Origin of the sequence: Paenibacillus sp. FSL F4-0125, from assembly GCF_038008565.1 — a bacterium.
Lineage (GTDB): Bacteria > Bacillota > Bacilli > Paenibacillales > Paenibacillaceae > Paenibacillus_AQ.
This window is the reverse complement of sequence record NZ_JBBOZJ010000001.1, coordinates 5,015,994-5,035,167: the sequence shown is the minus strand read 5'-3', so window position 1 is coordinate 5,035,167 and position 19,174 is coordinate 5,015,994. Positions and strand designations below refer to the sequence as shown.

17 protein-coding genes and 1 other RNA gene are annotated in these 19,174 nt (G+C 44.6%); 15 read left to right on the top strand and 3 right to left on the bottom strand.

All coding sequences use genetic code 11. The features are described 5' to 3' along the window. The first annotated feature begins 9 nt into the window (after window positions 1–9). From rpoD to rnpB, 5 genes are all read left to right on the top strand, one after another. Complete coding sequence (gene rpoD, locus NST74_RS22450) at window positions 10–1,143, top strand: RNA polymerase sigma factor RpoD (protein ID WP_042130309.1); 1,134 nt, start codon at window positions 10–12, stop codon at window positions 1,141–1,143. Between the two features lie 107 nt (window positions 1,144–1,250). After that, on the top strand, window positions 1,251–2,075 hold the full coding sequence (locus NST74_RS22445; protein ID WP_341114497.1) for a hypothetical protein: 825 nt from the start codon (window positions 1,251–1,253) through the stop codon (window positions 2,073–2,075). Between the two features lie 5 nt (window positions 2,076–2,080). After that, complete coding sequence (locus NST74_RS22440; RefSeq protein ID WP_076117474.1) at window positions 2,081–2,851, top strand: tRNA (adenine(22)-N(1))-methyltransferase; 771 nt, start codon at window positions 2,081–2,083, stop codon at window positions 2,849–2,851. Next, window positions 2,827–3,942, top strand: coding sequence for a Nif3-like dinuclear metal center hexameric protein (locus NST74_RS22435; RefSeq protein ID WP_341114495.1), 1,116 nt, complete (start codon window positions 2,827–2,829; stop codon window positions 3,940–3,942). The genes NST74_RS22440 and NST74_RS22435 overlap by 25 nt, the downstream gene beginning before the upstream one ends. A 64-nt stretch (window positions 3,943–4,006) precedes the next feature. Beyond that, an RNA gene (gene rnpB / locus NST74_RS22430) (RNase P RNA component class A) lies at window positions 4,007–4,422 on the top strand. Between the two features lie 527 nt (window positions 4,423–4,949). Here rnpB and NST74_RS22425 read toward each other — a convergent pair. Beyond that, a complete protein-coding gene (locus tag NST74_RS22425; protein WP_341114493.1) occupies window positions 4,950–6,170 on the bottom strand; it encodes an aminotransferase-like domain-containing protein in 1,221 nt (406 codons plus the stop codon). 93 nt (window positions 6,171–6,263) lie between these two features. Here NST74_RS22425 and pdxR point away from each other — a divergent pair, with 93 nt between their 5' ends. Then, window positions 6,264–7,703, top strand: coding sequence for a MocR-like pyridoxine biosynthesis transcription factor PdxR (gene pdxR / locus NST74_RS22420; RefSeq protein ID WP_042130302.1), 1,440 nt, complete (start codon window positions 6,264–6,266; stop codon window positions 7,701–7,703). A gap of 6 nt (window positions 7,704–7,709) precedes the next feature. Here pdxR and NST74_RS22415 read toward each other — a convergent pair whose 3' ends face one another. Then, entirely contained in the window at window positions 7,710–9,647 is a 1,938-nt protein-coding gene (locus tag NST74_RS22415; RefSeq protein ID WP_341114491.1) for a S8 family peptidase, read from the bottom strand. 309 nt (window positions 9,648–9,956) lie between these two features. On the opposite strand from NST74_RS22415, the gene NST74_RS22410 reads away from it, so the two are divergent. The 6 genes from NST74_RS22410 (at window position 9,957) to thiI (ending at window position 14,805) form a co-directional block, all read left to right on the top strand. Beyond that, a complete protein-coding gene (locus NST74_RS22410) occupies window positions 9,957–10,454 on the top strand; it encodes a YpuI family protein (protein WP_042130298.1) in 498 nt (165 codons plus the stop codon). Window positions 10,455–10,691: 237 nt separating this feature from the next. After that, complete coding sequence (locus tag NST74_RS22405) at window positions 10,692–10,913, top strand: DUF1540 domain-containing protein (protein WP_076117472.1); 222 nt, start codon at window positions 10,692–10,694, stop codon at window positions 10,911–10,913. A gap of 12 nt (window positions 10,914–10,925) precedes the next feature. Next, window positions 10,926–11,339, top strand: coding sequence for a hypothetical protein (locus tag NST74_RS22400; RefSeq protein ID WP_339287679.1), 414 nt, complete (start codon window positions 10,926–10,928; stop codon window positions 11,337–11,339). 184 nt (window positions 11,340–11,523) lie between these two features. Continuing rightward, window positions 11,524–12,234, top strand: a complete 711-nt coding sequence (locus NST74_RS22395) for a lytic transglycosylase domain-containing protein (protein WP_341114488.1) — start codon at window positions 11,524–11,526, stop codon at window positions 12,232–12,234. A gap of 129 nt (window positions 12,235–12,363) precedes the next feature. Then, window positions 12,364–13,515, top strand: coding sequence for a cysteine desulfurase family protein (locus NST74_RS22390; RefSeq protein ID WP_341114487.1), 1,152 nt, complete (start codon window positions 12,364–12,366; stop codon window positions 13,513–13,515). Window positions 13,516–13,518: 3 nt separating this feature from the next. Further along, the gene (gene thiI / locus NST74_RS22385; RefSeq protein ID WP_341114486.1) at window positions 13,519–14,805 is read left to right on the top strand and encodes a tRNA uracil 4-sulfurtransferase ThiI; all 1,287 of its coding nucleotides are present in this window, start codon (window positions 13,519–13,521) and stop codon (window positions 14,803–14,805) included. Between the two features lie 36 nt (window positions 14,806–14,841). Here the strand turns inward: thiI and NST74_RS22380 are convergent, their stop codons facing one another. Next, complete coding sequence (locus NST74_RS22380; protein WP_341114484.1) at window positions 14,842–15,534, bottom strand: TerC family protein; 693 nt, start codon at window positions 15,532–15,534, stop codon at window positions 14,842–14,844. A 173-nt stretch (window positions 15,535–15,707) separates the two neighbouring features. Here NST74_RS22380 and NST74_RS22375 point away from each other — a divergent pair, with 173 nt between their 5' ends. From NST74_RS22375 to typA, 3 genes are all read left to right on the top strand, one after another. Then, entirely contained in the window at window positions 15,708–16,367 is a 660-nt protein-coding gene (locus NST74_RS22375; RefSeq protein WP_341114482.1) for a TerC family protein, read from the top strand. 219 nt (window positions 16,368–16,586) lie between these two features. Further along, the gene (locus NST74_RS22370) at window positions 16,587–17,090 is read left to right on the top strand and encodes a hypothetical protein (RefSeq protein WP_042130289.1); all 504 of its coding nucleotides are present in this window, start codon (window positions 16,587–16,589) and stop codon (window positions 17,088–17,090) included. Between the two features lie 209 nt (window positions 17,091–17,299). Next, on the top strand, window positions 17,300–19,141 hold the full coding sequence (gene typA, locus NST74_RS22365; RefSeq protein WP_042130287.1) for a translational GTPase TypA: 1,842 nt from the start codon (window positions 17,300–17,302) through the stop codon (window positions 19,139–19,141). Window positions 19,142–19,174 lie beyond the last annotated feature (33 nt).

Sequence of the window (19,174 nt, the reverse complement as noted above, 5' to 3'; positions counted from 1 at the left end):
AGTCGAATTATGGCGAACGATCAGCATACTGAATTGGAAGCAGAATTTACTTTGGATCAGGTTAAGGACCAGCTTATTGAGCAAGGCAAGAAAAGATCATCATTGCTATACAAAGATATTATGGAGAAATTATCGCCGTTTGATCAAGACCCCGAGCAAATGGAGGAGTTCTATGAACAACTCAGTGATTTGGGGATTGAAGTTGTAAACGAGAACGATGAAGAGGTTAACAGCCTCCGGCCAAATGAGGACAATGAAGACAAAGAGGGCGATGAGTTCAGCTTTGATGATGATTTGTCACTGCCGCCAGGGATTAAGATTAATGACCCTGTCCGTATGTATCTGAAAGAAATTGGGCGCGTTCCGCTGTTGTCGGCTGACGATGAAGTGGAGCTTGCTATGCGGATTAAGAATGGTGACGAGGAAGCCAAACGTCGTCTCGCGGAAGCGAATTTACGTCTCGTAGTAAGTATCGCTAAACGTTATGTTGGACGCGGTATGCTGTTCCTCGATCTGATTCAGGAAGGTAACATGGGTCTGATCAAAGCGGTAGAGAAATTTGACCATAACAAAGGGTTCAAATTTAGTACGTATGCAACTTGGTGGATTCGTCAGGCCATTACCCGCGCGATTGCGGATCAGGCACGTACGATTCGTATTCCTGTACACATGGTGGAGACGATCAACAAGCTGATTCGTGTCTCTCGTCAATTGCTGCAAGAACTGGGACGTGAACCTTCGCCAGAGGAAATTGCGGCTGAGATGGAGCTGACGGTTGAGAAAGTTAGAGAAATCATGAAGATTGCCCAAGAACCAGTATCGCTCGAAACACCGATCGGTGAAGAAGACGATTCTCATCTGGGAGATTTCATTGAGGATCAGGAAGCCTTGGCTCCCGCGGATGCAGCAGCCTATGAACTGCTGAAGGAACAGCTGGAGGATGTACTGGACACGCTCACAGAGCGTGAAGAGAATGTACTTCGTCTACGTTTTGGCTTAGATGATGGCCGGACGAGAACGCTTGAAGAAGTGGGCAAAGTGTTCGGTGTTACCCGTGAACGGATTCGCCAAATTGAAGCTAAAGCATTACGTAAGCTTCGTCATCCTAGCCGTAGCAAACGACTTAAGGATTTCCTTGAATAGTATTTCATGAACTGGACCTTCTGCTGCTCAGTAGCAGGAGGTTCTTTTATTTGAATTACGACCCTAAAAAGTGCTGACCTTGTGTATCTGGAAAGAAGGATGAGCCAGTGAATTTGGAAAAACGCGAAATTATTATAAAAGAGATTCAGTATTGGAGAAATAACAGATTGCTTCCAGAGCAATATTGCGACTTCTTAACCAACCTGTATGACGATGAAGCTGCGGCCAAGGACAACAATCCAATTTCGCTGAAGAATCTACAGCAGGGAAACATCAAAATTTGGCTGTTTGGTTTTGGAATTATTTCCTTGATTTTCTTGATTAGTCTTTATTTTAGCGTTTTTCCCTGGCCTTTGCAACTTGCAACAGCACTATCCGTATTAATTGTTTGTTATGGATACTCAGCGGTTTACAGGGATCGAAATCATGTGATTAGTCTTATCCTAGCAGGGCTAGGCAGTGTGTTAACGCTTGGTTTTGGACTATGGTTGATTGCTTTGCATGATCTTGATCCCCAGCTCTGGAGACCGATTCTGATTGGGGCCTGTGGCTTGTTATGGTGTATTTTGGGATTTGTACTCCGGATCGGCTTGCTGCAGTACTGCGGTTATGCTTTTTGGGCATTACTATATGCGGGATTCTTTGGGGGTAAACGCCCTGAGGCTTCGATGCTAGAGCTTGAGCTCTTATGGCTACCATTGTGTGTAATGATGGTGTGGCTTAGCTGGCTTTTACATCACAGAGTGAGAGGCGTCGCTAGTGTTTTTTTTGCAGTGGGAGTATCGCTATGGATCATGCCTGAGCTCGATGCGCTTTTATTCAGACAGGATTATCCACAGTGGATTTCGTTTATGCTGATTTTTAAAATTGCGGTAGGCTTGGTCCTGCTGTTCTTGTTTCGAAAAAAATGGATAACGTGGGTGGCAACATGAACAATGTGAAATTATCAGATCGTCTTCAGCAATTGCTGGAGCAAATTCCGCAAGGAAGCAGGTTGGCAGACATCGGCTCTGATCATGCTCTGCTTCCTGTAGCTGCTGTAAAAAGCGGTAAGGCTGTATTCGCAGTAGCAGGTGAGGTAAACCCGGGTCCCTTTGATGCTGCTTGTAAAGGCGTTGCAGAGGCCGGACTAGGGAAGGTGATCTCAGTGCGGCGAGGTGATGGCCTTGAGGTACTGGAACCTGGTGAAGTTAATTGTATCACGATCGCTGGCATGGGAGGGGCTTTAATTGCCTCCATTTTAGACCGTGGTCAAAGTCAAGGCAAGCTAAAGGATGTTACAACACTTGTACTTCAGCCGAATGTGGGCGAGGATATTTTGCGTCGATGGCTGCTAAATAATGATTGGGTTCTTGTAGCTGAAAGCATTCTGGAAGAAGACGGAAAGCTGTATGAAGTATTGACCGCTGTACCAGAGGATTCAAGTGCGGGAATTACAAATGCCAATGTATATCGTGAGGTTACGTTAGGCGATTCCGCTATGGTTCGTGGTCGGGATACCTTGCTACAGATGGGACCTTTTCTGATTCAAGCACCGAATGAAGTGTTTTTTGCTAAGTGGCAGGGAGAGATTCAGAAATTGGAAGGCATTCTAACATCATTATCACGTTCAGAACTCGAATCTGCGGAGAATAAACGGAAATTAATTCGAGATCAGATCAAGGAGATTACGGAGGTGCTGCAATGCTTGCCAAAGGACAAACAGTAATTCAATATATGGAGCAACTGGCTCCGAAGCATTTAGCCGAAGAGTGGGACAAAGTCGGTCTGCAACTAGGTTCCTTACAGAAAGAAATTACCAGTGTGCTGGTTGCACTGGATGTTAATGATGAAGTCGTCGAAGAAGCAATTAGACTCGGCTGTAATCTAATTATAGCCCACCATGCGATTATTTTTCGTCCGCTTCAAGGGATTCAGACCGATACACCGATGGGGAGAATGTATGAAAAACTGATCAAAAATGACATCGCGGTATATATCAGTCATACGAATCTGGATGTTACTGAAGGTGGAATGAACGATTGGATGGCAGAAGCCCTGGGCATAGAGAACGGAGTACCTATCAAAGACATTCATTCAGAGCAATTGTCGAAGCTGGTGGTATTTGTGCCAAAAGACCACCATCAGAAAGTGCTGGATGCCATCCTGAATGCAGGAGCAGGGGCAATTGGCAACTATAGTCATTGCAGCTTTAATATCGAGGGATACGGAACTTTTATTCCGGGAGAAGGCACAGATCCTTATATCGGGGAAAAAGGTAAGCTGGAGCGTGCCGAAGAGATTCGTATTGAGACGATCGTGCCACACACAATCCGCAATAAAGTGGTACAGGCTATGCTCAAGGCTCATCCGTATGAAGAAGTTGCCTACGATTTGTACACGATGGATCTTAAAGGTCGCAGTTTAGGGCTTGGGCGAGTAGGTAAGCTCAAAGAGCCTACAACACTTGGGCAATTTGTTGAGACGGTAAAAAAAGGTCTGAAGGTAGACCATGTTCGTGTTGTGGGTGATTTGGAGCGTCCGATTCGTAAGGCTGCTGTTCTCGGCGGTTCCGGTGGAAAGTATTATAATAGTGCTATTTTCCGTGGTGCGGATGTACTGGTTACCGGTGACCTTGATTACCATACAGCACAGGATGCCGTGCTCGCTGGTATCACTCTGATTGATCCGGGACATAACGCGGAGAAGATCATGAAAGAGAAAGTAGCAGAGTGGATGACGGGGAAACTAGTGGAGCATAAATACGATACAGCTGTACATGCTTCGCAGGTGAATACGGAGCCATTTAAGTTTCTATAAAATTGCCAGTTAATAATGCTTGTGCCAGACATGTGATGTCTGTATAATATATAATGTTGTTCGGAAAGTTTGACAGACAATCGCCGGTGACGTGAAGACGTCACGGGAGGAAAGTCCGGGCTCCATAAGGCAGGATGCTGGATAACGTCCAGTCGGCGCGAGCCGAAGGATAGTGCCACAGAAATGGACCGCCGATGGCCGCCTTAGGGCGGCACAGGCAAGGATGGAACCGAGGTGTAAGAGACCCCGAGGAACGCTGGTGACTTCGTTCCTGGTAAACCCCATCTGGAGCAAGACCTAATGAGACGCAGCAGATTCCTTTATTGGAATAGGCAGCCTTAGCCTGAGGCGCGTCTAGGTTGGTCGCTGGAGCTGTGCAGTAATGTACGGCCTAGATAGATGATTGTCGCTTATGGTGGGAGGGTAGTTCCCGATCGAACCACGACGAGCACAGAACCCGGCTTACGGCAAACTTTCCTAACTGCAACGTCATTTTTAACAACACCATACAAGCGGCGTATCTCGGGAAACCGGATCACGTCGCTTTTTTATAAATATAAGAAAGTATAAGCTTCACGTTATACATTATCCTTATATTTCTCTCATAAATGCTTACCGTCCTTATAACGCTAAAGGTGTTTATGCTCGTGGCAAGAAGATATGTAGAAAGTGGGAAACGTGTAGCATGGGTAATTATCAGATTTGCGGGTTCTGCGGACATTTATATGAACGAAACAATAAAAGAATGTGCAATAGTTGTGATGAGATGTATCAGAGAATCAGGCAAATCGTAGAGACTTCACCCGACACGATGGTATTAAATATATCCCTTCAAACAGGGGTAAGTGTCAGTAGAATCATGTCTTTTGTTGAAAATGGATATTTTAGGATCAATAAAGATAGCATAGAAGTGTCTAAGAAGTAAATTACTCTAGGCATGCAGGGAATTAAATAACCCGGCTTCCCCATCCTATAAAGGATGAAGAAGCCGGGTTATTAGATCATGATTACGATCGAACCGTGGATTGATTCTCCCGCCATTCTACCAACGCTTTCTCCAGACGCTGAACAGCAACGGGGATAAGTTCAGGTGGCGTATGTGTGAAATTCAGACGCATCTTGTTCTTCAGGGGCTGTGATGAATAGAACACCTCACCTGGAACAAAAGCAACACCGTTCTCTACTGCTAGCGGAAGTAATTCCTTCGTGTTGATCTCTTGGGAAAGCGTAAGCCATAAGAACATACCGCCTCGTGGCTCTGAAAAATGAGCACCTTCCCAGTTCTGTGATCTGAGTTCAGCGGATAAAAGTTTCATTCGAGAATAATATTCTCTTGAGATGACACGGATATGCTGCTCAATATCGAAATGAAGCAGCAGTTCATCTAAAGCGCGCTGGTCAATAGTGCTAGAATGCAGATCAGCTGCTTGTTTTGCTTTGGCGATGGTCTTGATGAGATTAGAATCACCGATAATCCAGCCGGTACGCAGGGCAGGGGCTACGATTTTGGAAAAGGTTCCAGTGTAAGCAACACAATAATCGCCGCCATAGCTTCTGTCGATGGACGCTAGTGAGGGTGGATAAAGATCTTTATTTTCCTCAAAGGTTATTTCACCGTAGGGATTGTCCTCCAAGATCAGAACATTGTAACGGCGGCAGATTTCAACCACTTTCTCACGACGTTCTTTACTCCAGGTTGCGCCTGAAGGATTGTTGAAGGTCGGAACTGCATATAGGAGTTTGGGACGTAGTTTTTGAATTTGATTCTCCAGATGATCTGGCAGAATGCCTTGCTCGTCGTTATTGATCGTATGAATATCAGCTCGATAGGAGCCAAGCACCTGTAAGGCTGCTAGATAAGTGGGGGCTTCAACAAGCACAGCATCACCCGGGTCAAGTAGTATTTTACATAGTAGATCTATGGCCTGTTGGGAACCAGTAGTCAGAATCATTTCAGACGCTGAAACAGGGATTCCTTGCCGAGTAAGTCTTTCAGCGATTTTGTCACGTAGTGGAGTAAAGCCCTCGGTTAGTCCGTATTGAAGTGCTGAGGTATCGCTGGAGAGTACACGGTTATAAGCGTCCCGTACGGCCTCCAAGGGAAACAAATCCTCCCCAGGCAGCCCGCCTGCAAGTGAAATGATGTCATTGCCCTGTGTAACTTTTAGAATCTCGCGAACGGCTGATGATCCTAGATGATTGGCTGCTGTTGAGTATTTGATATCCATAAATGAGTTCTCCACCTTTCGATTTGGTGCTATCATAATAGGAGTACTGTATAACAGTAAAGCGTTGAATATAACAGTGGAGGTGAAGGGTTCATGCATATCGATTTGATTCGAGGCGGCAGTAAATCTCTGCCCCATCAGATCAGTGAAACCCTAAATCAGCGGATCTCATCAGGACTGCTCCAGCAAGGTGTCCGGCTGCCCTCCGTAAGAAGTTTGGCTACAACTCTGAGAGTAAGTCAGGTTACTGTAAGCAAGGCTTACGATGTGCTTGAGAAGCGAGGGCTTATTTATTGCAGACAGGGTAAAGGTTGCTTTGTAGCCGATCCTGGGCATATTAAACGTCAGGAAGAGGGGCGCTGGCAGGATGTATATGATGATTATTTGCCGCGAGCTCAGCTTTGGCGCAATTTTGATTACTCTGAAGTAAAGTATCCCTTTCATATAGCTGCAATTCATAGTGAGCTACTCCCTCTAAAAAATATCGGTGACTCCTATGCAGCATTAGTCACTCAGCAGCCGGAGCTTATGGCAACCTATGGGAACTTCCAAGGTGATCTGGAACTGCGAGGAATCATGAGAGATCATTTGAAAACACGTGGAATTTCGCTCACCTCCTCGGATTTGATGATCACAAGCGGAACTCAGCAAGGCATTGATCTGGTAGCTCGTACCTTTGTCGGACCTGGAGATACTGTGTATCTTGAGGCGCCTAGTTATACTGGGGCTATTGATGTTTTTGCAGGACGGGGTGCAGAGATGATCTTTGTACCAACGGACAGTGAAGGGATGAGGGTGGACCTTCTGACAAGAATGTGTGATCAGAGACCGCCTAAACTGATTTATACCATCCCTACTTTTCAGAATCCGAGCGGAGTAACCATGAGCATGGCAAGAAGACAACGGCTGCTGGAATTAGCCCGCAGTTATCGTTGCCTTATTGTAGAGGATGATCCATTTAGTGATTTATATTTTCATGCGCCTCCGCCTGGGGCAATCAAATCGATGGATTCCCAAGGGCATGTAGTTTATATGAAGAGCTTCAGTAAAGTTATAGCACCCGGCTGTAGAATTGCTTGTGTTGCCGCTGAGAGGAATATTCTGTCTCGGCTTATCGCCGCTAAGTCTGCAAGTGATCTAGGGAGTCCTCTCCTCACGCAACGGGCAGTATTGCCGTTTATTGCGGGTAAGTATGAATCCTATGCTGCTCAATTACGAATTACACTTCGTGGTCGCATGGAAAAGGCGGCAAAGCTGCTTAAGCTCTACGCGCCGCCTGGAGTGAACTATATTCTTCCTGAGGGAGGACTTAATCTATGGCTGGAGCTACCAGCTTCTCCCGATATCGCAAGATTACATGAGCTCGCCGAACAAGAGAGCATTTCTTTTTTACCTGGTGATGTCTGTTATTCCGCAGAAACTCCTTCTCGGCATATCCGTTTGTGTTATTCACAAATGAATGAAACGGATATGGAGGAAGGTTTACGGTTATTTCTCCGTCTGCTTGGTCGGTTTTTGCGGGTGAGCGGTTAAGGGGTGTTACTTAGAGTTACTTAATCTTTGTTTCAATTGATTCATTTGCTGTTGTACATGCTGTGGCCATAGCTGTAGCGGAACCTGATTGCCGCTAGCGGCTTGCAGTGTCTTATAGATATCGACCTGACCCCAGCCGAAATATTTGTCATGACCGGGAGTGCCTAAATCAACGGCATTTTTGGTCATAAGATCCATAACTTCGGTATTCGTTAGATTCGGATTCAGTGAACGAACCAGACCTGCCAGTGCAGCGACGTGAGGACTGGCCATCGATGTTCCGGATAAAGCGGCATACTGGCTATCAGGGTAAGTACTTGCTATGCTTTCTCCGGGTGCAGCGACATCAATATAATCGCCGTAGTTGGAGAAGGAAGCTTTTTCCCCCGAAGCATTGGTTGCAGCTACTGCAATCACTTCAGGATAGGCAGCAGGGTATCCTGGGCGTTCTGTATTATCATTGCCTGCAGCAGATACCAAGACGATATCTCGGTCATAGGCATATTTGATTGCGTCATGAAGAAACTGCGAATCCGCGTAGTTGCCTAGGCTTAAATTTATGACTTTTGCACCGTTGTCAGCTGCCCAAATGATTCCTTCTGCTACGGAATATGTGGTACCTGCTCCTGAATTATCGAGTGCTTTTACCGGAAGGATCTTGTTATACCAGCTAATTCCCGCCACGCCTTCTCCGTTATTAACCAGTGCGCCTATAATTCCAGATACATGTGTGCCATGTCCTACATCATCTTCTGGGGTGGAACCGTTGGTGATCGCATTATACCCGGTCAAAAGCTTACCTTTTAGATCTGGATGATTGATCTGGACTCCGGTATCCACCACAGCCACGACAACCTCTTTACTACCCTTAGAAAGGTTCCACCCTAGTTCGGTTTCTATCGCCGGCAAATTCCATTGATAAGTGGAGAATAACATGTCATTTGGAGTAACGGTTCCCTCTGCGTTTTTAGTTATCGTATCATTGGTTAAATACATATAGTGGGGCTCTGTATATTCAGGATGCCATTTATTGGTGAAATAGTCTTTGAGCTCATAATAAGTCATCTTCTCTGAACGAAAAATATAGGCATACCCAAGCTTACGCGGCTTCTTACCGTTGATGTCAGCGGTTATCGTTTGAAGCTGCCCCGGTGTAGGTGAGTTGTTGCGGAAACGGACGACAATTTCATTCTCATAAAAATGGCTGGCGTTTTCGTTATCGTGACCAGTCTTGACGGTGATATCCTTTAAATTGTCGGTATGGACAGACTCTACACGGTACTTGCCTTCCTTCGGATAAGGAATGAGACGCAGGTTCTTCAGCTGATGATCTGCCACACGCCCAAGCACCTTTTGGTTAATAAGTGCGATGATGCCTACATTTTTTTCTTTGTTCCGCTGAGCGATAAAGTAATATTTCTCTTTACCGATTGTAAACGTTGGAGATTCATAGGATTGATGACCATGGATCGCTGATTTCGCCGTCTTTAGATATTTCTGTAGCTGTTGTTTCTCCTGTTCGGTCCCTTGAGGAAATGAGGAGGACTTAAAGGTTTCCGTTTTATGCTTGCGAAAATCGATCCACATTAGCATGGTGATAAATCCGTGGTTCTGCTGCAAACGTTTCGCATACACTGATTTATCATGGAGCGAAGTCATTCCATCCGTTTCAGAGAGGAGCTTGGTCAAATGTCTGCTGACATCGACTCTATTCAGGTGATCCGTCGCATCAACATCTTGAGATAAGGAGGTTTTCTTCAACGACTTTTCCTGTGAAGGATTTGGTGCTGAATGCAGGGCTGAAGTTGGAGCAGGATTCGGTACAGCGACATTAGCGACTTCTCTGGTTGTCCCATTAGCAGCAGGGCGCAGCGCAAAGGTGAGTAAAACAACTGTGAACGCAGCTGTTATCAGACCTGCAACCGTTAGATTTTTTCGTGACATGATTTCCGCTCCTCTACACATTGTAATGTCTATAGGTTTAGAAGAGAGCCTATGTTTTATGCATCTTAGAAAAGGATACCTTCCTTACGTTTTTTATGATAATATCAGAGAGAATAAGCATCTGGAGTTCGCATCCTGATATTGCAGGAGATATGTCGATAGATGTTCTTTTAATTTTCAGAAGGTTAGACTTCTCTGTGTTTACATCCTGATATTGCAAGAATAAAGAGATACGTCTAGAGACTATTTCTTCATAGGATTAACTTTATTGACTACAAGAGCAGGGAATAATAAGGGGGAGCAACCGCCATGTCAGCAGCCAATGTGCAGAAATTATGTGAATCGACGAGAGACAAACTTAAAGATGTAATTGATAAGATGGAAATTTTTCTAAACGAGCATGCGTTGCCTCAACTTGTAACTGAAAGTGATGAGGAAACTGTACACTTTTATCAAGGATTTCTGTCCGATGTTCGTCATCTGTTAGTGTTCTCGGAAATGTCTTATGAGAAGCTGGGAGTTGCGCTTCGTCGTGCTACATTCGATGAATCTTTTGCGCAGAAAGCGCTTTATAATGTGTATCACTATGGCGTGAATAACTTCTTCTATCCAAAGAATGAAAGCTATTCTGAAGATGGACGTTATGCTTATACTGGACAGGATGCCATTCGTTTCCGTAAAAAGCCAGTTCGTCCGGCACGTGATATCATTCTTGAAATTACCAAGACTTATGAAGAGTTACGCGATGACCTTACTTATTATGAGAACGACTATTTGACTGAGAAACGTATGCAAAATCAGGTTTAACAGTTAAATTGTTCGTGTAAAGGATCAGCACTTCGTCCATTTATAATGGCGAAGGCTGGTCCTTTTTTGACGTATTAGAATTTATATATTTGGGGCCCCCACAAAGTACCTGAGTACGCATCGAAGCACCCCCCACTTTGTGGGGATATTTTGCGTGGGCTTCGTTACATCAACTGGAAACCTGCCTGTCGAATAGGCGGGAAATCGAGCGGACATAATGAAGCCGAGGTGATAAATATGTCGAGTGTAAAGCCATTAGTCAAATGTAGTGTGAGCAATTGTCATTATTGGGGCGAGCATAATTTATGCCGGGCTGAAGAAATTATTATTGAGATCGACAAGCATGCGGGTAGTGGATTTAAAGAAGAATATGCTGAGGAAATGACGAATGAGGGTCACCACGATCATGTCGCAACATCGTCTGCAACATGCTGTTTAACTTTTAAGCCGAACTCCTAGGAGGCCGCCCTAATGGACAGAGAAAAGGATCATGAATCAAGTTCATCCAATGGACCATCCGGTCCGAGAAAAGTCATATTGCGTCCGCGCAGAGTAGACTATCCTCGCCGGGATAGAGAACATCAAGAGGAATATGCCGCAGAGGTGAATCCGGTATCGATGCCGGTTCGGGATACAACACCGCGTGTGGCGAGTGAAACTAAGGAGGAAGAAGTGGAATACAGTGGCAGCCAAGTGATGGGTTATACTGGGCTGGCTATGGGTATTGCCTCCTTATTTCTCTGGTCCATCATTCTTGGACCTATATCGGTTGTAATTGGATATTATGCATATGCCAAAGAACAAAAAACGCTTGGGGCATGGGCGATGGGTTTAGGGATTGTATCCACACTTAGTTACTTTGTGATGATCCCCTTTGCCCGCTAAACAAGAAGCGTAAAGTTTGAATTATAACAGGCTTTTAGACCTAAATATCAGGGTCTGAAGTCTGTTTTTTCATTCCAGCATATAGCAATAATCTCGGATAAAATGTAATATTAAGCCGTAATTCATCGAAATCTAAGGTTAGATCAATATATATGATACAACAGGATAAAAGGAGTGCGCCGGTATGGAGATTAATCCCGCTGTAACCAATGGGTTAGGGCAGCTTAAATGGATAAGCTTAAAGAGTGCAACCGCCAAGAGTAGTTCAGCGAATGAAACTGAAAGGTCAGGTGCGTCTGCTTCTCAATTTGCAGCAATGCTGCAAGCTTTGTCTTCTAACACCTCTAACAGCGGGGATACAAGCTTCTTAACGTCACTCCCGGACGCGTCATCTGTTAGCAGCCTGTTGTGGCAACAGATAGGTGGGACAGCGGAAAGCATCGAGAGTGTAATTTCCGGGGAAATAACGGATACTAAACCAACGAGCTATGATGATCTAATTCAAACGGCGAGTGCTAAATACGGGGTGCCAGTTGATTTGATAAAAGCTGTAATTGATACAGAATCATCCTTTAATCCAAACGTTGTCTCAACGGCTGGTGCAAAAGGATTAATGCAGTTAATGGATGGAACAGCACGCGGTTTAGGGGTTTCAGATTCATTCGACCCGGCTCAAAACATTGATGGCGGTGTACGCTATCTGTCTTATCAATTGAAACGCTTTGACGGACAGGAAAAGATGGCATTAGCGGCTTACAATGCTGGACCAGGCAGGGTCATTAACCTTGGGGTAAGCAATGATCAGGAATTATTGGAGAAGCTTACACTGCTTCCAAAAGAGACGCAGTCCTATATCACTAAAATAGAACGCGCTCGCGCGCAATACGCTGTATAATATAAAGGATCAAACGGGCAGTTCCCTTAAACCACATGGCTGGTATTTGGGATTACCGTTTGATCCTTTTTCGAAATTTAAGAAAGAATGATTTTTGTACTTTAAGGAAGTAAAGGAGATAATCGATATATGCTTTACTGGGATTATGCCGCCGCTACACCCCCCTATGAAGATGTGGTGAAGACGATGGAACAAATTATGAAGCTGCACTATGCTAACCCGTCATCCTTACATCGTGCTGGTAGTGAAGCAGCTAAGTTGATCAGGCGTTCACGAGAAGTATGCGCGGCTGCGCTAGCTGTCCAACCGAAGGAGATCCTATTTACATCTGGAGCTACGGAGAGTAACAATTTAGCTATTAAAGGTGCTGCTTTGCAGTATCAGTCAAGAGGACGTCATCTGATAACTACGGAAATAGAGCATCCCTCTGTATATGAAAGCTGTTTGCAACTGCAGAGAAATGGCTGGGAGATTACTTTTGTAGCGCCGGACAGTACTGGAATGATTGATCCAGAGCGAGTAGCTGCTGCAGTACGGCGTGATACTGTGCTCGTAAGTGTGATGCATGTAAATAATGAGATTGGAACAGTGCAGCCGCTAAAGGAGATTGGCAGGTTGATTAAATCCGCCAATTCACGAACCTTATTTCATGTAGATGGCGTTCAGGGATTTGGCAAGCTTGCTGTTGATCTTAAAGGATGGAAAGCGGATCTTTACAGCTTGTCTCCTCACAAAATTAGAGGCCCACGCGGAGCGGGGCTTCTCTATATTAAAGAAGGAATTCAACTGTTCCCTTTACTTTCAGGTGGTTCACATGAAGAGGGGCAACGTGCTGGAACAGAGAATGTACCTGCGATTGTTGCATCGTCCAAAGCAGTGCGGATGAGTGGTGAGCAACGCGAAACCTTTTATGCTCGAGTGCTTCCGCTTCGAGATCGACTGCTACGCTTCTTGCACACCGTTCCTGAATTTGTTATAAACAGCAGAGAGGATGGAGCCCCTCATATTGTGCATTTCTCATACCCAGGCATGAAAGGTGAGGTATTTGCCCGCAAGCTGGAGGAATTAGGGATGGCTGTTTCTACCCGATCGGCCTGCTCTTCCAGACTGGCAGAACCTAGTCGTGTTCTATTGTCTATGGGCAAAGATGTTTCTGTTGCTTCAGGAGGCATCCGTATCAGTTTCGGTGATAGTCACACCGAAGAAGATGTCGCGGCACTTGAGAAAGCACTTATTACTGCGGTACGAGCTTTAAAGATTGCTGAAGGAGGTATGAAGTAACTAATGAGTGTGATGAATCAGGAATCTGCTAAAGGCAGTGCCAATAGTATAGATTATGCCGATATGCTGCTTTTGCGTTTCGGGGAGTTTACATTAAAGGGCAAGAACCGTGCCAGATTTGAGAAAACTGTACTGCGTCATGTGAAGGAAATGATTAAGCCTTATCCAAAGGTAGTTCTAACCAAGGAGTTTGGAAGAATCTATGTAGAGCTGAACGGAGAACCTGCTACTGAATTGGTAGAAGCGCTAAAGAACGTATTTGGTATTGCCTCTATCAGTCCAGTAAAGGTGGCTAAGTCGGAACTCGAGGATATTGTGGCTGTCGGCCGCCATTTTTTAGAGATCATCGCTCCTGCACCGGGAACTACATTTAAGGTTAATGCGCGTCGAGTATGGAAGGAATTCCCATATGGCTCTATGGAGATGAATAAGCTAGTCTCAACCCCACTGCTGCAAGGATACTCCGGACTTACTGTGGATGTAAAATCACCTCAACTGGAGCTGAAGGTCGAAATTCGCCAAGGTCATACCTATATATTTTGTGAAAATATTGCTGGTGTTGGTGGATTTCCGCTTGGTACGAATGGAAAAGCAATGTTATTGCTGTCCGGAGGCATTGATAGTCCTGTAGCGGGTTGGTCATCCATGCGTCGTGGACTTGAGGTGGAATGCGTACATTTCTATAGTTATCCTTATACGAGTGAGCTTGCTCGGCAAAAGGTGGTTGATCTTACGAGGGTTTTGTCACGATATGCGGGAGTCATCAAACTGCATTTGGTGCCCTTTACAGAGGTACAGACATCTTTTACTGGAATAGGTCAGGATAACCTGATTATTACGTTGATGCGTCGAGCTATGTTGAGGATTACTACACAGCTTGCTGAACGTGAGGGGGCACTCGCAATCGTAACCGGTGAAAGTCTGGGTCAGGTTGCTAGTCAGACGTTACCAAGCATGAACGTGATCGGCCGTGCTACAGATCTTCCTCTCCTACGTCCGCTGGTAATGATGGACAAAAGTGATATTGTGGAGCTGTCTAAGAATATAGGCACCTATGATTTATCTATCCTTCCTTATGAGGATTGCTGCACTTTATTCGTTCCAAAATCACCTACAACGAACCCGAATTTACGGATTGTAGATAAAATTGAAGCTACGCTCCCTGGATATTCTGCAATGCTGGATGCAGCGATTGAAGCCACGGAGACCGTGCTGATCACTCCCTATGGAGATGAGAAGCCTAAAGATGTAGTAAGTGCCCAGGCTGGATTACAGGAAGAATGGTTTTAATATTATAAAAAAAGGCTGTCTCATTCGTAGCAATATTTACGGCTGAGGCAGCTTTTTTGATTGTTTATGACTGGATTGACGTCTCCAGTGTCCTCCAATTAAAATGCCAATGATGATCACGATTATAAACAGAGCTTTCAATAGCGGATGCTGGTCAAAGAATGGGGATAGCTGCTGCTCATCTGTAATCATGCTTGACGCTGTAAACCCTAAGACAGCTGAGCCAATATAAATAATCCATGGATATTTGTTGATTAATTTAATAAAGAGAGTACTTCCCCAGACGACGATTGGCACGCTGATTAACAGTCCTATGACAACTAGAGAGATATTGTGCTTAGCAACGCCAGCAATGGCGATGACATTATCTAGTCCCATCGCAGCATCGGCTAGAATGATCGTACCCACAGCAGACCATAGGCTTTGGCCAGCCTTGATATTCGCTGAATTGTTCTCATCTGTTAACAGCTTGTAGGCAATCAGAATAAGTAAAATCCCGCCAGCTAGTAGTAACCAGGGGATCTTTAATAGCCACACGACCAGAATTGTTGCGAAAATCCGTAATACGACGGCACCTGCTGTCCCGAGCACGATTGCCTTTTTTTGAGTATTGTTCGGCAAATTACGCGCAGCAAGCCCGATGACTATAGCGTTGTCTCCCGCCAGAATGAGATCTAGAAAGATAATATTGAGCAGTGATAATACAAACTCCCATATGGATGTATTCAAGGCGTAGTCACCCCTAAAGTTAGTTAAGATGAGCACGAAGATATGCTTAGTTTTGTATACGCAAAAAAAAGGGCATACATGCTTTCATCCTCAAAAAAAAGTTGGACAGGAAGCATAGCTTGTCACTTCCGAACATACATGTAGTTACATGTGATTCGGGGAGGTAAGAGAGAATGGAATCATTGTTGCTCCTTGGTGAAATATTGATGATCAATCTTGTGCTGAGTGGAGATAATGCAATGGTCATCGCGATGGCCAGTAAAGACCTTCCGGAGAAACACCGGAAAATTGCGGTATGGTGGGGAGCTGCGGGAGCTGTTATTCTGCGCTGCGTGCTTACATTTGTCGCGGTATTACTGTTGAAAATTCCTTATATCCAAGCTGGAGGAGGAATTCTGCTGCTATGGATTGCGTTCAAGCTGCTGCTCGAAGAAGAGGAGGATCTCAGGGTAGCGGAAGTATCCTCCGTATGGAAGTCAATCCGAACGATTCTCGTGGCTGATTTTATTATGAGTCTCGATAATGTCTTGGCGATTGCCGGTCTAGCCAAAGGTGATTTGGCTTTAATTGTCATCGGGATTGCACTCAGCATTCCGATTGTAGTATGGGGAAGTGGCCTCATTGTAGGTTGGTTGCATAGATTTCCGTTACTCGTATTTATCGGCGCGTATATTTTAGCCTTTACAGCAGGAGACATGATGCTTCAGGATGCAAAATTAGGGACAATGCTATCCTTTTTACTCCCATCCACGCATTCCATCCTGCCGATCGCTTTAGGAATATTAGTGGTTGTAACCGGAGCTATTAAGCGGAGAACAACATTTGCAGGTTAATAATTTGCAATAAAAGGCAATACTAAAAGGACATCTCCATAAATTGGAATTGTCCTTTTTTTGACGTATCAGAAAGTCACTTTGCGGGGATAATTTGCGTGGTCAGTGATGGCATTTTGAGTGTATTTCAGATAAGATATGAATAAGAATCCTGTCGTTTTAAGGGCATGAGATGACATGGTAGTGAGGTAGACGTGAATTTGAAGGGATGGGTGAAAGATGTCTTCCAAGAATGACATTAGACTAGGAGTATTCATTGTAGCTGCTGGCATCGTGATTTTATTCGGTAAGCTGGGGGTCTTCGGATTTTTGGGACGTGCCCTTTGGCCGCTAGTGATTTTACTTCCTGGATTGGTTCTACATATGTTATTTTTTAGCCGCCGCGCTTCGGCAACAGTATTGATTCCCGCGGGGATATTAACGGTGTATGGTTTATTGTTTGGTCTTTGCAATATATGGGGATGGGGGCTTATGAAATATTTATGGCCTGTGCTTCTGCTTGGCATTGCCGTAGGCCTGTATGAATATTCCATCAATTCTCCAAGACGGACTGGGGGAATTTCTGCAATTGCTGTTATATTAGGCGTTCTAAGCATAGCGCTTTGTATTTTCAGTCTTATGGGAACTGGTGTGATCTATCTAATTGGTATTGTATTTATCGCTGCAGGGATTTGGCTGATTACTGGACGGGGCAGAACACGCAGCTGGAATAGATGGAATTGAAGCTAGCCGATGTTCTATCCTAAAAAAAACGAAAATTGGAAACTGTTTTTTTCATAAAAAGACTTGCTTTTCATAGTGCTTTCACTATAATATTAATGTTATGTTGAAGCGTCGGCTTTCTGCCTGGCGCTTCTTTTGTGAGACTGCCGTGACATGCTACGAATTTTAACAGTTTTAATTTGATAAATGAGAGGATTTGGATACAAATCATGCATTCAAGAAAAGATATTCGCAACATTGCGATCATTGCCCACGTTGACCATGGCAAAACAACACTCGTCGATCAGCTTCTTCAGCAATCGGGGATCTTCAGCGCACACGAGCACCTTCAAGAACGTGCCATGGACTCTAACGATATCGAGCGGGAACGCGGAATTACAATCCTAGCTAAAAATACAGCAATTACTTATAAAGAGTTTTTGATCAACATTGTGGATACACCTGGACACGCTGACTTCGGTGGCGAAGTAGAACGGATCATGAAAATGGTTGATGGTGTATTGCTGGTTGTTGATGCTTATGAAGGCTGCATGCCGCAAACGAAATTCGTTCTGCGTAAAGCATTGGAACAAAAACTTACACCGATCGTTGTCGTGAACAAGATTGACCGTCCAGCTGCTCGTCCTAAGGAAGTTATTGATGAAGTACTCGATTTGTTCATCGAACTTGAAGCAAATGACGAACAATTGGAATTCCCGGTTGTTTATGCATCTGCCCTTAATGGTACTTCAAGCTTGGTTCCTGAAAAACAAGATGATACCATGCTTTCCCTATATGAAACAATTGTAGAGCACATTCCAGCTCCAACCGAAAGTGTTGAAGAGCCTCTTCAATTCCTCGTTACTTTGATGGACTACAATGAATACCTGGGACGTATTGCTATTGGCCGTGTAAACCGTGGTGTAATCAAACAAGGTCAATCTGTAACAGTTATTATGCGTGACGGTAAGAGTAAGACCGCGCGTATTGAGAAATTGTTCGGCTTCCAAGGTTTGAAACGTATTGAAACAGAAGAAGCGGGCGCAGGGGATATCGTTGCTATCGCAGGGATCAAGGATATCAACATTGGTGAGACCATTGCTGACCCACAACACCCTGAAGCACTTCCAGTTCTGAAGATTGACGAGCCAACCATGCAAATGACATTCCTTGTGAATAACAGTCCTTTTGCTGGTAAAGAAGGTAAATGGGTAACTTCCCGTAAACTACGTGAGCGTCTCTTTAAAGAACTTGAAACAGATGTGAGTTTGCGTGTGGAAGAAACTGATAGTCCTGATGCATTTATCGTTTCTGGACGCGGTGAGCTTCACCTTGGTATTCTGATCGAGAATATGCGTCGTGAAGGTTATGAAATGCAAGTTTCTAAACCACAAGTAATCATTAAAGAAATCGACGGTGTCAAAATGGAGCCGCTTGAGCGTCTAATGATTGATATTCCAGAAGAAAGCATGGGCTCTGTTATGGAGAGTCTGGGTACCCGTAAAGCCGAAATGGTCAACATGATTAACAACGGTACGGGTCAAGTACGTCTGGAGTTCCTGATTCCTGCACGTGGTTTGATTGGTTACAACACTTACTTCTTGACTTTGACACGCGGTTACGGCGTTATGAACCATGCTTTTGACAGCTACGCTCCACTGGTTGCTGGTCAAGTTGGCGGACGTCATCAAGGTGTTCTTGTATCAAGTGAGACTGGATCAACAACTCAATATGGAATCGTGGGTGTTGAGGATCGTGGAATTCTCTTCTTGGATGCAGGTACAGAAATTTATGAAGGTATGATCGTAGGCGAGCATACCCGTGATAACGATATTATCGTTAACATCTGTAAAGAAAAAGCACTTACAAACATGCGTACCTCAGGCAAAGATGATACTGTAAAAATGAAGACACCACGTACCTTCTCTTTGGAAGGCGCGCTTGAATATTTGAATGATGATGAATATTGTGAAATCACACCTAAATCCATTCGTTTGCGCAAAAAGATTTTGAACAAAGGCGAACGCGAACGTGTAGAGAAGCAACGTAAAATGGCACAAGCAAACGCGTAAGATCAACTTATCATAGTAAAGAGCCGTCGGAGG